This window comes from Nocardioides sp., assembly GCF_964228225.1.
Lineage (GTDB): Bacteria > Actinomycetota > Actinomycetes > Propionibacteriales > Nocardioidaceae > Nocardioides.
Map to the genome: position 1 here is coordinate 1 of NZ_CAXQZB010000007.1, position 13,804 is coordinate 13,804.

13 protein-coding genes are annotated in these 13,804 nt (G+C 72.8%); 6 read left to right on the forward strand and 7 right to left on the reverse strand.

All coding sequences use genetic code 11. The annotated features are described in order from the left end of the window. Nucleotides 1-271 precede the first annotated feature (271 nt). Complete coding sequence (locus ACERUJ_RS01870) at nt 272-2,095, reverse strand: NAD-binding protein (protein ID WP_370246736.1); 1,824 nt, start codon at nt 2,093-2,095, stop codon at nt 272-274. A gap of 52 nt (nt 2,096-2,147) precedes the next feature. Here ACERUJ_RS01870 and ACERUJ_RS01875 point away from each other — a divergent pair, with 52 nt between their 5' ends. After that, entirely contained in the window at nt 2,148-2,939 is a 792-nt protein-coding gene (locus ACERUJ_RS01875; protein WP_370246737.1) for an exodeoxyribonuclease III, read from the forward strand. Nucleotides 2,940-2,960: 21 nt separating this feature from the next. Here the strand turns inward: ACERUJ_RS01875 and ACERUJ_RS01880 are convergent, their stop codons facing one another. Continuing rightward, nucleotides 2,961-3,185, reverse strand: a complete 225-nt coding sequence (locus ACERUJ_RS01880) for a hypothetical protein (protein ID WP_370246738.1) — start codon at nt 3,183-3,185, stop codon at nt 2,961-2,963. A 77-nt stretch (nt 3,186-3,262) separates the two neighbouring features. Continuing rightward, the gene (locus ACERUJ_RS01885) at nt 3,263-3,781 is read right to left on the reverse strand and encodes a hypothetical protein (RefSeq protein ID WP_370246739.1); all 519 of its coding nucleotides are present in this window, start codon (nt 3,779-3,781) and stop codon (nt 3,263-3,265) included. An 86-nt stretch (nt 3,782-3,867) separates the two neighbouring features. On the opposite strand from ACERUJ_RS01885, the gene ACERUJ_RS01890 reads away from it, so the two are divergent. From ACERUJ_RS01890 to ACERUJ_RS01905, 4 genes are all read left to right on the forward strand, one after another. Next, complete coding sequence (locus tag ACERUJ_RS01890; RefSeq protein WP_370246740.1) at nt 3,868-4,686, forward strand: alpha/beta hydrolase; 819 nt, start codon at nt 3,868-3,870, stop codon at nt 4,684-4,686. Between the two features lie 26 nt (nt 4,687-4,712). Further along, nucleotides 4,713-4,940: a hypothetical protein gene (locus tag ACERUJ_RS01895; protein ID WP_370246741.1), complete on the forward strand. Its 228-nt coding sequence runs from the start codon at nt 4,713-4,715 to the stop codon at nt 4,938-4,940. Nucleotides 4,941-4,992: 52 nt separating this feature from the next. Further along, entirely contained in the window at nt 4,993-5,328 is a 336-nt protein-coding gene (locus tag ACERUJ_RS01900; protein ID WP_370246748.1) for a type II toxin-antitoxin system PemK/MazF family toxin, read from the forward strand. Between the two features lie 402 nt (nt 5,329-5,730). Further along, a complete protein-coding gene (locus ACERUJ_RS01905; protein ID WP_370246742.1) occupies nt 5,731-6,408 on the forward strand; it encodes a hypothetical protein in 678 nt (225 codons plus the stop codon). Between the two features lie 1,059 nt (nt 6,409-7,467). Here ACERUJ_RS01905 and ACERUJ_RS01910 read toward each other — a convergent pair. Both ACERUJ_RS01910 and ACERUJ_RS01915 read right to left on the reverse strand, forming a co-directional pair. Then, nucleotides 7,468-9,162 (reverse strand): fumarate hydratase, encoded by a 1,695-nt coding sequence (locus tag ACERUJ_RS01910; RefSeq protein WP_370246743.1) that lies wholly within the window; start codon nt 9,160-9,162, stop codon nt 7,468-7,470. Nucleotides 9,163-9,197: 35 nt separating this feature from the next. Beyond that, nucleotides 9,198-10,235, reverse strand: a complete 1,038-nt coding sequence (locus ACERUJ_RS01915; RefSeq protein ID WP_370246744.1) for a LacI family DNA-binding transcriptional regulator — start codon at nt 10,233-10,235, stop codon at nt 9,198-9,200. Nucleotides 10,236-10,279: 44 nt separating this feature from the next. Between ACERUJ_RS01915 and ACERUJ_RS01920 the strand changes: the two genes are divergently transcribed. After that, entirely contained in the window at nt 10,280-11,671 is a 1,392-nt protein-coding gene (locus ACERUJ_RS01920; RefSeq protein ID WP_370246745.1) for a GH1 family beta-glucosidase, read from the forward strand. Nucleotides 11,672-11,754: 83 nt separating this feature from the next. Here ACERUJ_RS01920 and ACERUJ_RS01925 read toward each other — a convergent pair whose 3' ends face one another. Both ACERUJ_RS01925 and ACERUJ_RS01930 read right to left on the reverse strand, forming a co-directional pair. Then, entirely contained in the window at nt 11,755-12,768 is a 1,014-nt protein-coding gene (locus ACERUJ_RS01925) for a carbohydrate ABC transporter permease (RefSeq protein WP_370246746.1), read from the reverse strand. Further along, a complete protein-coding gene (locus ACERUJ_RS01930; protein WP_370246747.1) occupies nt 12,765-13,727 on the reverse strand; it encodes a carbohydrate ABC transporter permease in 963 nt (320 codons plus the stop codon). The genes ACERUJ_RS01925 and ACERUJ_RS01930 overlap by 4 nt, the downstream gene beginning before the upstream one ends. Nucleotides 13,728-13,804: the final 77 nt, after the last annotated feature.

Here is a 13,804-nt window from a genome sequence, read left to right on the forward strand (position 1 = left end):
ACGGTCGTCGAGGAGCGAGCGCCAGCGAGCGTCACGAGACGCCCGCACCCGACCCACCACGTCTCGAGACGGCGCCAGGGCGCCTCCTCGACGAACGTAGGACCAACGGTCGTCGAGGAGCGAGCGCCAGCGAGCGTCACGAGACGCCCGCACCCGACCCACCACGTCTCGAGACGGCGCCAGGGCGCCTCCTCGACGAACGTAGGACCCACGGTCGTCGAGGAGCGAGCGCCAGCGAGCGTCACGAGACGCCCGCACCCGACTGCGCACCTCAGGCGGTACCGTCCGCGCGCATCAGTGCGGTGAGCTCCTCCACGGGTCCGACGACGGTGGCGACGTCGCCGACGCGCAGCCGGGTGTCGCGGCGCGGGTTGTGCTCGACGTCGACGCCGACGGCACCGTCGTCCGGGGCACGCTCCAGCAGCAGCACCCGCACCCGGGCCGGGAGGTCCGACAGCGCGACGCCGGCCAGACCACCGCCGGCGCCCTCGGCGCCGACGCGCACGCGCGCCAGCACGAGCGGCAGGTCGCCGACATAGAAGGTGTCCACGACCTCCCAGCCCAGGGTCACCCCCACGAACCACGGGGCGGCCAGCACCGCGGGCGAGCGCACGTGGCGGAACCCGAAGCTGTCGGCCACCGTGGTGGCCAGCCGGCGTCCGAAGACGCGGAGCACCACCGGCACCTCGCGCCACCGCTCCCCCAGCAGCTCGCGCACCACGAGCGCGGTCTCGATGCTCACCAGGTCCTCCGAGACCAGCACCGCCACCGCGCGGGCATGCTCCAGCCGCAGCGCGCGCCAGGTGTCGGGCAGCGTCGCGTCGGCGACGACGACGGGCACGCGCAGGGCGTCGACCTCGCCGCGGAACCGGTTGACGGGGTCGTCGTCGACCACGACCACGTCGACGCCCTCGGCGCGCAGCAGGCGCACGACCTCGACCCCCACCGACCCGAGGCCGACGACGATCACGTGGCCGGAGAACCGGGTGAGACGTCGGCGGCCGAGCGCCTCCTCGATGCGGCGGGCGATGAGGGCGTTGGTGAGCAGGGCGAGCAGCACCGTGGCGAGGGTGGCGCCGACGATCATCAGGACCACGGCCCACAGCCGCAGCCACGGGTCCTGGTCGCGGAAGTAGAAGTCGCCGTAGCCGACGGTGCCGATCGTCTCCACGGTGAAGTACACGGCGTCGAGCACCGACATGCGGGTGCCGTCGGGCTCGCGATAGCCGAGCATCAGCACCGAGACGGAGGTGAAGAACAGCGTCAGCATCGCGCCGACGGCGAGCAGCACCCGCCGGTCGAGCGCGCGCAGCGGCCCGCGCAGCCACGGGTCGCGACGCGGGGTGTCGGGGGCGCGCCCGGCCCGGGCGCCCACCCAGGCCGGCAGGACGCCGGGCCGCCGGAGGCCCGCCGCCTCGACCTCGGCGGGCGTGCCGAGCAGGTGCAGCCGGTCGCCCGGTCCGACGACGACGTCGCGGCTCGGGCTCACCTCCACCGCCGCCGGTCCGCCCGGTCCGCCCGATCCGCCCGATCCGCCCGGTCCGGGCTGCCCGCCGCGCACCACCGCGATCGGCGCGAGGTCGCCGAAGGCGTCGCGCAGCGTGCCGCGGTAGCGGGTGAGCACGGTCTCGACCATCACGACGTCGCGGCCGGCCAGGTGCAGCCGCCAGCGGTCGGTGCGCAGGCAGGCGCGCACCAGCGCCGGGGCCGCGAGCCGGGCGACGTCGAGCACCTCCACCCCCGCGCCGCCGAGCGCGCGGCCCACGGCGTCGTTGCGCAGCTGCGCCACGACGCGCAGGTCGGGTCGCAGCTGGCGGGCGAGCAGGGCCGTGGCGAGGGTCTGCAGGTCGTCGGACTCCACGCAGACCAGCGCCGAGGCGTGCTCGATGCCGGCCTGCTGGAGCGTCTCGGGCAGGCGGGCGTCCGCCCGCAGGTGGGGCACACCGAGCTCGACCAGGCGCGGGACCAGCCGCTGGTCGGGCTCCTCGTCCACCATCACCACGCGCGCGCCAGCGGCGTGCAGCTGCTCCACGGTGCGCAGCCCTTCGTCGTGGAGCCCGCACACGATCACCAGGGGCGGGTCGGGAGGGGGCACGGCGGCATCCTCCCGCAGTCGGGGCCCCACGGCACCCGTCTAGAGTGCGCGGGTGCGCATCGCGACCTGGAACGTGAACTCGCTGCGGGCCCGGATCGATCGGGTGGAGGCCTTCCTCGCCCGCCACGACGTCGACGTGCTCGCGCTGCAGGAGACCAAGGCGCGCGAGGACCAGCTGCCGCTCATGGGGCTGCAGTCGCTGGGCTACGAGGTCGCGGCGGCCGGGGTGAGCCAGTGGAACGGGGTGGCGATCCTCAGCCGCGTGGGGCTGGTCGACGTGGAGGTCGGCTTCCCCGGCATGCCCGGCTTCGGCGAGCCGCCCGCCCCCGAGGCGCGGGCGCTGGGCGCCACCTGCGGCGGCGTGCGGGTGTGGTCGCTCTACGTGCCCAACGGCCGCAAGATCGACGACCCCCACTACACCTACAAGCTGGACTGGCTGGCCCGGCTGCGGGAGGCCGCGCAGGAGTGGCGCGACGTGCCCACCGCGCTCGTGGGCGACTGGAACATCTGCCCCACCGACGAGGACGTCTTCGACCCCGCGCAGTTCCGCACCTCCACCCACGTGACGCCCCGCGAGCGGGCGGCGTTCGCGGGCTTCCTCGAGGACGGCTGGGTGGACACCGCGCGACCGTTCACCCCGGGCCCCGAGGTGTACACCTACTGGGACTACTACCGGCAGCGGTTCGAGCGGAACCGGGGCCTGCGGATCGACTTCGTGCTCGGCTCCGCGCCGCTGGCCGCGCGGGTGACGGGCGCGTTCATCGACACCGACGAGCGCGATCCCGCGCAGGGCACCGGCGCCCCGTCGGACCACGCTCCGGTCGTGGTCGACCTCGCGGACTGAGCCGCACCTCCCGGCCGCGGCTCAGACGGAACGGGCGAGGACGAGGTCGTCCCCCGACACCACCCGCATGCGGTGGTCGTCGGCCAGGTGCACCGGCCACCGGCTGCAGGAGGTGAGCAGCCGTGCCCCGGCGAGGTCGCCGGGCGTGCCGAGCCCCCGTCCGGGCCGGGCGTGGAGGAAGGCGAACTCGGCGGGGGTCCGGACGACGGGCAACGGGGTGGGGTGGGTTCCGAGAGGGTCGCCCATGGACCCCAGCCTGCGCCGTCGGGGCCGATCGGGACACCGCTCCTCCACCGGCCCCGGCGCGCCGCCGGAGCCGTGGGTCAGTCCTCGCAGGCGCCCGAGGTGACCAGGGCCTGCAGGGAGGTGCCGGCGGCGTCCTCGGGCCCGATCGGGCGGGGGGCGAGCTCCACGCACACGGTCGGGGAGCCCACCATCGCGCTCACCGAGACCTCGAGGAACGTGCTCACCGGCAGCCCCTCCACCGCGGGCGGCGCGGGCGGGTCGACGTCGGCGACGACGACGTCGCGGCCCAGCCGGCGCTCCACCGACTCCTCCAGCAGCGCGTCGGAGACCGTGACGCGCCCGTCGATCTCCAGGGCGGCGGACCCGGTCGCGGCGGTGAGCTCGCGCTCGGTGACGATCAGGCGGTCGCCGGTCAGGACGAAGCTGACCAGCGCCATCACCGCTGCGGGCGCCAGCCACGGCCGCCACGGGCGGCGGCGCACGCGCAGCGGGGCCGACTCCTCGGGGCGGCGACGCAGGTCGGCCCGCATCATCAGTCCGGGGAGGGCCAGCGCGAGGGTCAGGATCCAGGGAATCCAGAGCGGGAGCGGGGTCACGGACGGCACCGTGCCCGGCCCCCGACCCCGCAAACGGCAGCGCGGCGGGGCTTCCCCGGTCCGTGCACAGTCACTAGCCTCCCGCTGTGCCCCTGACCCACCCCGCACCCGAGATCGTCCGCACCGCCGCTGCCGGTGCCGCGCAGGCCACGCTCGTGCTCGTGCACGGCGCGTGGCACGGCGCGTGGTGCTGGCAGGACGGGTTCGCCCAGCGGCTCGCCGCGCGAGGCATCACCTCGGTGGCCCCGAGCCTGCCCGCCCACGCCGGCTCGGCGTCGTCACGGCGTCTCAACCGGCTGCGGATGCGCGACTACGTCGACGCCGTCCTCGCCGTGGTCGCCGAGGAGACCACCCGCGCATCGGGGCCGGTGTTCCTCGCCGGTCACTCCATGGGCGGGGCGATCACCCAGCAGCTCCTGGCCCGCACCGACCGGCCGGCGCTGGCGGGCGCCGCCCTGCTCGCCGCAATGCCGCCGAAGGGCGTCATCAGCGTGACCCTCGGCCTCGCGCGGCACGAGACCGGGACCTTCCTCGCCGCCAACGCCACGCTCGACCTGGGCCGCCTGGTGCGCACCCCCGAGCAGATCCGCGAGCGGTTCTTCCGCCCCGGCACCTCCGCGTCGGTGGTGGAGGCGTGTCGGGCGCGGGTGCAGTCGGAGTCCTACCTGGCGTTCCTCGACATGCTGGCCCTCGACCGACCCAAGCCACGCCCGGTGAGCGAGCCGATCCTGGTCGTGGGGGCGGGTGAGGACACGATCTTCGGGGCCGACGACGTCGCCGCGACGGCCGCCGCCTGGGGCACCGCGCCGGTGATGCTGCCCGACCTCGGCCACGACCTGATGCTCGACGACGGGTGGGAGCGCACCGCCGACCTGCTCGCCGACTGGGTGCTCACCCACGCCTGAGCCCCGACCGTCGGTATACTTCCGGTATGCCGGTCACGACGATCAAGGTCAGCACGCACACGCGCGACCTGCTCAAGAGGCAGGCGGCCCGGGTCGACCTGAGCCTCGGCGATCACGTGGCACGACTCGCCGAGGCCGCCGAACGCGGCCTGCGGTTCGAGGCACTGCGCGACGCCATCGCCGCCACCCCGCCGGACGCGAGGGACGCGTACGAGCGCGAACGTGCGGCCTGGCTCGACGCCGACCTCGACTGAGGACCGGCCAGAGGCCCCGCCCGTGGACACCGCGGCACTCTCCCCCGGCGACGTGGTCTGGGCCGACCTCGCCCCGACCGTCGGCCGTGAGCAGGCCGGTCGACGGCCGGTGCTCGTGGTCGCGGGCGCGGGCTACCTCGAGCTCGTGACCACGCTGGCGATCGTCGTTCCGATCTCCACCATCGACCGCGGTTGGCCCAACCACGTGCCCCTCACCGGACCCGTGACCGCCGCCGGCACGGACCGCGGCCTCAGCCGGCCCTCGTTCGCCCTGACCGAGCAGCCCCGCACGATCAGCCGCACCCGACTGCGCGGCCACCTCGGCCGCGTCGACGACCGGTGCCTGCGCACGGTGCACGAATGGCTCGTCGACTTCCTGACCTTCTGATCGTGACGGCGCCGGGAGCAGCACGACGGGGCGGCACCCGGGTGGGTGTCGCCTGTCGGTGCTGCTGGGGGGTTCGGGGCAGTCGAGTGGGGTGGTGCCGGTGGGTCCGCGGAGGTAGCGGCTGCCGGACGGCAGGGTCCACAGGTACGACCGGCCCTCGGGAGTGCTGATCGGTTCGTAGGTCCAGCCGTGGTGGGTCTTGAGTCGGTGGTGGGTGCGGCAGAGCGCGGCGAGGTTCGCGGTCGATGTCGGTCCGCCCCTCGCGGGGTGGGCGTGGTCGAAGGGTTCGATGTGGTCGAGGTCGACGCCGCGGGCGGAGTGCGTGCAGTAGGGGGCGACGCAGGTCCCGTCCCGCAGGATCACGGCCTCCCGGATGAGGGGGGTGGCTTCGTAGGCGTCGGTGTGTCGCACGGCGCCGCTGTCGAGGACGGGTCGGACGGTCACTTTGGTGCCGGCGACACCGCACCAGCTCTTGATCTGGTCGAGGGCCACGGGGATGCGGGTGTTCTCGAGTCGTCCGATGCCGGTGCCGGCTTCGAGGGCGGCCTGGGAGAGGTGGACGTAGAGGGTCAGGTCCCTGCGGTTCTTGGCTTCTTCGCTCGGGGCGCCGAAGTCGAGTGCGAGCTGCTTGCGGCCGAGCTCTCCGAGCGCCATGGACCGTCGGACCTCGAGGGAGTCCTCGCTACCGGCGGCCTTCAGGTCGGCGGCGACCTCGCCCAGGGCCCGGTCGAGGTCGAGGGCGTCAGCGGCATCGAGGGTCGCGTACATCTCGACCATGCCGTCGGCCCCGGTAGTGGTGGTGCCGATCAGCACCCGGCGCCCGTCGGCCGCAGCCCGAGCCTGCTCAGCGGCGAGTGCGGGGTCGTGGGCCGCGATCGCCGCAGCCACGGTCCGGTCGAGCTGCGCGAAGGAGCACGAGTGCGCGTAGGCCGCGAGACGTCGGTCGACGTACTCCGCGACGGCGGCGTTGCGGCAGTAGGTGCGGTCCGCGATCAACCGGGCCCGCCACACCGACACCTCCCCGGCCAGCACCCGCACCCACAGGCGCGGGAGGCGGGTCGCGCACTCCTTCGCGGCTGACAGGTACCCCAGACCCGACTGGTAGGTCCGGCCGGTCGCGCACGCGAACTCCGCCACCGCGGACTCATCGATCCCCGCGACCTCCTCGATGGTCTCGGGCCGCCCGTCCGAAACGGTCCAGGGGAAGAACGGATGCGCGACCGCGAACTCCGCAGCGCCGACGAAGAACCGCCGCTCCGCCGCTTCGGCGTCACCAGCCAGCTCCTTGAGCCCGGTCAGGGTGCGCGCGTCGACGTCCGGAGGCGCGATGTCGGCGAGGGCGGCGGGCATGTTCCGATTGTACTCGAACATGTGTTCGAACGAGAGTGCGAATCCACAGGTCAGAGGTCGTGTTCGGCCCGGGTTCCCACCTCGCTGCCAGCGGTGGTGACGGTCGTTCCGTCGTCACCAGCGGAATGTGCAGACAGCGCCGTGGTCCCGACGGTCCGTTCCTGCACATTCCGCAGGTGACGACGCCATGCCCGTCCCCCTTGCGTTCGTCGAGGAGGCGCCCCGGCAGACGGCATCGGCCCGAGGTGGTCTGTCGGGTGCGGGCGTCTCGTGACGCTCGCCAGGGCTCGCTCCTCGACGACCGTGCCATTCCCACGACGCCCATGCCGTCCTCCCGCGGTCGTCGAGGTGGCGCCCCGGCGCCGTCACGAGACTGCGGCGAGCCGGCGGACGGCACCGGGCCCAGGTGGCTTGTCGGGTGCGGGCGTCTCGTGACGCTCGCCGGGGGCTCGCTCCTCGACGACCGTGCCGTGCCCCACGACGCCCATGCCGTCCTCCCACGTTCGTCGAGGAGGCGCCCCGGCGCCGTGACGCGACGCAGCGAGTCGGGAGTCGGCACCGGCCCGAGGTGGTCTGTCGGGTGCGGGCGTCTCGTGACGCTCGCCAGGGCTCGCTCCTCGACGATCGTGCCGTCCCCCCGCGTTCGTCGAGGAGGCGCCCCGGCGCCGTCACGAGACGCGGTGAGTCGGGGTGGTCGGTGGGGTGTGGGCGTCTCGTGGCGCTCGCTTCTCGACGATGGTGCCGCCGCGAACCGAGGCGGCGGGCACCCGCAGCCGACCCGGGAGGGGACTACTCGGCCGAGCGCACCCGAAGGCCGGTGATCGGCACGGTGACGGTGCCGGCGGGGTCGGTGAAGAAGTCGTTGCCCTTGTCGTCGACGACGATGAAGGCGGGGAAGTCCTCGACCTCGATCTTCCAGACCGCCTCCATGCCGAGCTCGGGGTACTCGATGACCTCCTGCGAGCGGATGCAGTCCTGGGCGAGTCGGGCGGCGGGGCCGCCGATCGAGCCGAGGTAGAAGCCGCCGTGGGTGCCGCAGGCCTCGGTGACCGCCTTGGAGCGGTTGCCCTTGGCGAGCATCACCATCGAGCCGCCGGCGGCCTGGAACTGCTCGACGTAGGAGTCCATGCGGCCGGCGGTGGTGGGGCCGAAGGAGCCCGACGCCATGCCCTCGGGCGTCTTGGCGGGGCCGGCGTAGTAGACGGGGTGGTTCTTGAGGTAGTCGGGCATCGGGTCGCCGGCGTCGAGGCGCTCCTTGATCTTGGCGTGCGCGATGTCGCGGGCCACGACGAGCGGGCCGGTGAGGGAGAGCCGGGTCTTGACCGGGTACTGGCTCAGCTGGGCGAGGATCTCGCTCATCGGCCGGTTGAGGTCGACGGCGACCACCTCGCCGCTGCTGATGTCCTCGGCCACGCCGGCGTCGGGCATGTACTGGGCGGGGTCCATCTCGAGCTGCTCGAGGAAGACGCCCTCGCTGGTGATCTTGCCCAGCGCCTGGCGGTCGGCGGAGCAGGACACCGCGATGGCCACGGGGCAGGAGGCGCCGTGCCGGGGGAGTCGCACCACGCGGACGTCGTGGCAGAAGTACTTGCCGCCGAACTGCGCGCCGATCCAGAAGGACTGGGTGAGCTCGAAGACCTGCTCCTCCAGCTCGAGGTCGCGGAAGCCGTGCGCGCTCATCGAGCCCTCGGTGGGGAGGTGGTCGAGGTAGTGCGCGGAGGCGTACTTGGCGGTCTTGAGGGCGTACTCGGCGCTGGTGCCGCCGATGACGATGGCGAGGTGGTAGGGCGGGCACGCCGCGGTGCCGAGGGAGCGGATCTTCTCGTCGAGGAACTCCAGCAGGCGGGTCGGGTTGAGCACCGCCTTGGTCTCCTGGAACAGGAAGGACTTGTTGGCCGAACCGCCGCCCTTGGCCATGAAGAGGAACTTGTACTCCGGCTTCCCGCTGGTCTGCGGGGTGGAGTACAGCTCGATCTGCGCCGGCAGGTTCGTGCCGGTGTTCTTCTCCTCGTAGGTCGTCAGCGGCGCCAGCTGGGAGTAGCGCAGGTTGAGCTTGGTGTAGGCGTCGTAGACGCCGCGGCTGATCCACTCGCCGTCGTCGACCCCGGTGATGACGCCCTCGGACTTCTTGCCCATCACGATCGCGGTGCCGGTGTCCTGGCACATCGGCAGCACGCCGCCGGCGGAGATGTTGACGTTCTTGAGCAGGTCCAGCGCCACGAAGCGGTCGTTGCCGCTGGCCTCGGGGTCGTCGATGATCCGTCGCAGCTGCGCCAGGTGGGCCGGGCGCAGGAAGTGGGCGATGTCGTGCATGGCCTCGGCCGTGAGCCGCTGGATCGCCTCGGGGGCGACCTTGAGGAAGGTCTGCCCGTCGACCTCGACGGTGCTCACGCCCTCGGTGGTGATCAACCGGTACGGGGTGTCGTCCTTGCCGAGGGGCAGCAGGTCGGAGTAGCGGAACTCGGGGCCGGGAGCGCTCGTCACGAGCCCCGAGTCTAGGGCGTGCCGACCACCTGCGATCAGCGGGACGCCGGACCGGTCGAGCCGCGGTCGACGAGGGTGAAGTCGATCAACCGGCCCCGGGCGGGGAGCGGTTCCCCGCGCAGCAGGTGCAGGGCCATCTCCCCGGCGCACCGCGCCTGCGCGCCGACGTGCTGGTCGATGGAGGTGAGGCAGAAGGTCTCGGCCAGCGGGTTGCCGTCGACGCCGATGAGCGAGACGTCGTGCGGCACCCGCAGCCCGCGGCGCACCAGCTCGCTGTACGCGCTCACCGCGATGTCGTCGGAGTAGCAGAACACCGCCGTCGGCGGGTCGGGCAGCGCGAGCAGCCGCGCCATGCCGCGCGCGCCGGCGTGCACGCCGTAGGCCTCGGTGACCAGGATCGGCTCGCCCAGCCCGCGCTCGGCCAGCACCTCGGTGTAGCCCTGCACCCGGTGCAGGTCGCTGGTCCAGTGCGCGCCCTCGGTGTCGCTGGTGCGGATCATCCCGATCCGGGTGTGCCCGAGGTCGGCGAGGTGGCGCACGGCGGTGCGGGCCAGGGCGATGTCGTCGACCTCCACGAACGGGTAGTCGCGCAGCCGGGCCCCGGCCACCACGACCTCGACGCCGATGAGGTCGAGGCGGGCCTCCTCCTCCGCCTCCAGCGGCAGCGAGACCAGCACGACGGCGTCGACCTTGCGTCGCGTGGGCAGCTCGCGGAAGAAACGGCTGCGCTGGTCGCGGCCGTCGACCTGGTAGAGCAGCACGTCGCGCGACCCTCCGCGCACCGTCGTCTCGATCGCGGCGGTCATCGTGGCTGCGAACCACGAGTCCAGCTTCGGCACCACGACCGCCACCCGTCCCGTGGCCCCGCCGGACAGGCTGGAGGCGGCGGGGGAGACGACGTAGGACAGCTCTTCGGCCGCGGCGAGCACGCGCCGTCGGGTGTTGGCGCTGACGCCCTGCACCCCCCGCAGCGCGCGCGAGACGGTGGCGATCGAGACGCCGGCCTGACGGGCGACGTCCTCCATGTTGACCTCGGCGTGGGAGCCGCGGGCCGGCGCGGCGTCGTGGCTCATCGCGCGTCCTCGCGGCCCTGACGGCACGCGCGTAGGTTGGGCGCATGGCCCACCCCCTGCAGCCCGGCCGACTCGCCCTCGGCACCGCCACGGCGTCCTTCCAGATCGAGGGCTCCGCCACCGCCGACGGTCGCGGCCCCTCGATCTGGGACACCTTCTGCGAGGTGCCCGGAGCGGTGCGCGACGGCAGCGACGGCACGCGCGCGTGCGACTCCTACCTGCGGTGGGAGGAGGACGTCGACCTCGTGGCGGGCCTCAACGTCGAGTGGTACCGCTTCTCGCTGGCCTGGCCGCGCCTGATGCCCGAGGGCACCGGCCGGCTCGAGCCGCGCGGACTGGCCTACTACGACCGCTTGGTCGACACCCTGCTCGCGCGTGGCATCCGCCCCACCGCGACGCTCTACCACTGGGACCTGCCCCAGCCGCTGGAGGACGCCGGCGGCTGGCCGGAGCGCGCGACCGCCGAGGCCTTCGCCGCCTACGGTGCCGCGGTGCACGCCCGGCTGGGCGATCGCGTGGAGCTGTGGGCCTCCCACAACGAGCCCTGGTGCGCGGCCTACCTCGGCTACGCCGCCGGGGTGCACGCGCCGGGCCGTCGCGAGGGGGGAGCGGCCCACCGGGCGGCGCACCACCTCATGCTCGGCCACGGGCTGCTGCGGCAGGCGATCGGCGACGTCGAGGGGCTCGGGATCGTGTGCAACCTGGCGCCGGTGTGGCCCGAGACGCCCGAGGCCGCGCCGCTCGCCGACCGGCTCGACGCCGTGCGCAACCGGGTGTGGCTCGACCCGCTCGTGGACGGGGCCTACGACGACGTCCTGCTCGACGTCGCCCCCGAGCTCGCCGACCCGACGGTCGTGCGCGACGGCGACCTCGCCCTCATCCACGGCTCCGCGGACTGGCTGGGCATCAACTACTACACCCCGATCCGCCCGGCGCTCGGCACCGGCGGCTCGGAGCACCCCGAGGGCGCGGCCTACCCCGGCGTGGGCGACCTCGACCTGGTGGTGCGCGACCCGCGCACCGACATCGGCTGGGAGATCGCGGCCGAGGGGCTGGAGGAGCTGCTGGTGCAGGTGCACCGGCGCACCGGCCTGCCGCTGGTGGTCACCGAGAACGGTGCGGCGATGGCCGACCGGGAGCGTGACGCCGCCGGCGTCGTGGACGACCAGGACCGCATCGCCTACCTGCGCGACCACCTGGCCGCCACCGACGCGGCGATCGCGTCCGGCGCCGACGTCCGTGGCTACTTCGTGTGGACGCTGCTGGACAACTTCGAGTGGGCGGAGGGCTACACCAAGACGTTCGGGCTGGTGCACGTGGATCGGGATCATGACGATCTGCCGCGGGTGCCGAAGGCGTCCTACCACTGGGTGGCGGACGAGGCGGTCCGGCGCGGATCCTCCTTCCGGGGTGTCGCAGGAGCGGACGGGGCCTGACGGGCCGGGGCCGGGATCGACCGGCACCGCCCCCGCACGATTCGGTGCGGGGGCGGTGCACGGATCGGAGTGGGCGGTGCCGATCAGCCCTTGACGCTGCCGGCGAGCAGGCCGCGGACGAAGAACCGCTGCAGGCTCAGGAACACCACGAGCGGGATGATCAGCGAGACGAACGCACCGGCGGAGAGCAGGTGCCAGTCCTCGCCGCGCTGGCCGGCCAGCGAGCCCAGCCAGTAGGTGAGCGGGGAGATGTCGGTCCGGCCGCCCGCGAACACCAGCGCCACGAGCAGGTCGTTCCAGACCCAGAGGAACTGGAAGATGCCGAACGCCGCGATCGCGGGCGTCATGAGCGGCAGCATGATCCGGGTGAAGATCTGCACGTGGCCGGCGCCGTCGACCCGGGCCGACTCCACGAGCTCCCCGGGGATCTCGCGCATGAAGTTGTGCAGCAGGAAGATCGCCAACGGCATCGCGAAGATCGTGTGCGAGAGCCAGATCGTGTAGAAGCCGCCACCCGGGGCGTCGGGTCCGGCCAGTGGCATCAGGTTGAACGGCGGCTGCACGTACAGCTTGAGCAGCGGGATCATCGTGACCTGGATCGGCACGACCTGCAGGGCGAAGACGGCGACGAACAGCACGTTGCGGCCGCGGAAGTCGATCCAGGCGAAGGCGTAGGCCGCCAGGACCGCCAGCGTGATCGGGATCAGGACCGCGGGGATCGTGATGACGATCGTGTTGATGAGGTACTGCCCGATGTCGGCGTCGGTGCCGGTGAAGACGGTCTTGTAGTTGTCGAAGGTGACGTCGCCGTCGGTGAAGACCTTCCACCAGCCCTCGCCCTTGGCCTTGGCCTCGGGACGGAAGCTGGAGACGAACAGGCCGAAGGTCGGCAGCGTCCAGAGCAGGGCGATGACGATCGCGGCCGCCGAGGCCCAGCGCGAGGACAGTGCGGAGCGGGCCGCGGCCGAGGCCGGGATCGGCTTGCCACCGCGGTGACCGCCGCCCTTGCCGCCCTTGCCGCCGGGGGCCGGCGCGCCGGCGGCGCCGGCAGCGTCGTCGGGGGCGGGATCCTTGGTGAGGGACGGCGTGCTGGTCATCGTGCCTCCAAGCGGCGCATCTGGCGGATGTTGTAGATGACGATCGGGGTCACCAGGACGAAGATCAGCGTCGCGAGCGCGGCGCCGAGCCCGGCGTTGAGGGAGCGGAAGGACTGCACGTAGAACTCGTAGGCCAGCACCTTGGTGCCGAAGTTGCCGCCGGTGGTGCTGCGCACGATGTCGAAGACCTTCAGGGTGCTGATGCTGATGGTGGTCAGCACGACGATCAGCGAGGGGCGGATGCTCGGCACGGTGATGTGGCGGAACAGCTGCAGCCCGGTGACGCCGTCCAGGCGCGCGGCCTCGATGATGTCCTCCGGGATCGCCTTGATCGAGGCCGAGAGGATCGTCATCGCGAAGCCCGCCTGCACCCAGATGAGGATCACGATCAGGAAGATCGTGTTCCAGGGCTGCTCGAAGAGGAAGTTGTAGGTGTCGATGCCGAACAGCTTCAGGACACCGTTGAGCACACCGATCTGCTCCTGCTCGTTCTCGCGGTAGGCGTAGACGAACTTCCAGATGATCGAGGCGCCCACGAGCGAGATCGCCATCGGCAGGAAGATCAGGGCCTTGGCGAACTTCTCGAACCGGGACCGGTCGACCAGGACCGCGTACACCAGGCCGATGGCGGTGGCGGCGATCGGGACCAGGATCACCCAGAGCGCGGTGTTGCGCAGGATCTGCAGCTGGTCGGAGTCGGTGAAGATCTTCTGGTAGTTCTCGAATCCGACCCACTCCGTGCTGGCGGTGTTGCGGAAGGAGAGGTAGACGGTCTTCGCCGCGGGGTAGAGCAGGCCGATCGCGATGAGGGCCAGGCTCGGGAACAGGAACGCCGCGGCCTGGACCTTCTCGCCGCGGCGGGAGCGGACGAGGGAGGTCAGCAGCAGGATCGCCGCCATCACGCCGAAGAACAGCGCGACTGCGATCCCCATCTGGAGCAGCTTCTCGGTGGTGGTCATCGTGCGCCTCTCTGCGAGGGTCCGGAGATGGACAGGGGGAGGGGGGGGCGGGCCCGGGGGCCCGGGCCGCCCGCCCC

Coding starts and splice junctions, on each gene's coding strand:
- ACERUJ_RS01880 (WP_370246738.1), bottom strand. CDS start 3,185: ATGGGCGACCCTCTCGGAACCCACCCCACCCCGTTGCCCGTCGTCCGG.
- ACERUJ_RS01895 (WP_370246741.1), top strand. CDS start 4,713: ATGCCGGTCACGACGATCAAGGTCAGCACGCACACGCGCGACCTGCTC.
- ACERUJ_RS01915 (WP_370246744.1), bottom strand. CDS start 10,235: ATGAGCCACGACGCCGCGCCGGCCCGCGGCTCCCACGCCGAGGTCAAC.
- ACERUJ_RS01920 (WP_370246745.1), top strand. CDS start 10,280: ATGGCCCACCCCCTGCAGCCCGGCCGACTCGCCCTCGGCACCGCCACG.
- ACERUJ_RS01925 (WP_370246746.1), bottom strand. CDS start 12,768: ATGACCAGCACGCCGTCCCTCACCAAGGATCCCGCCCCCGACGACGCT.
- ACERUJ_RS01930 (WP_370246747.1), bottom strand. CDS start 13,727: ATGACCACCACCGAGAAGCTGCTCCAGATGGGGATCGCAGTCGCGCTG.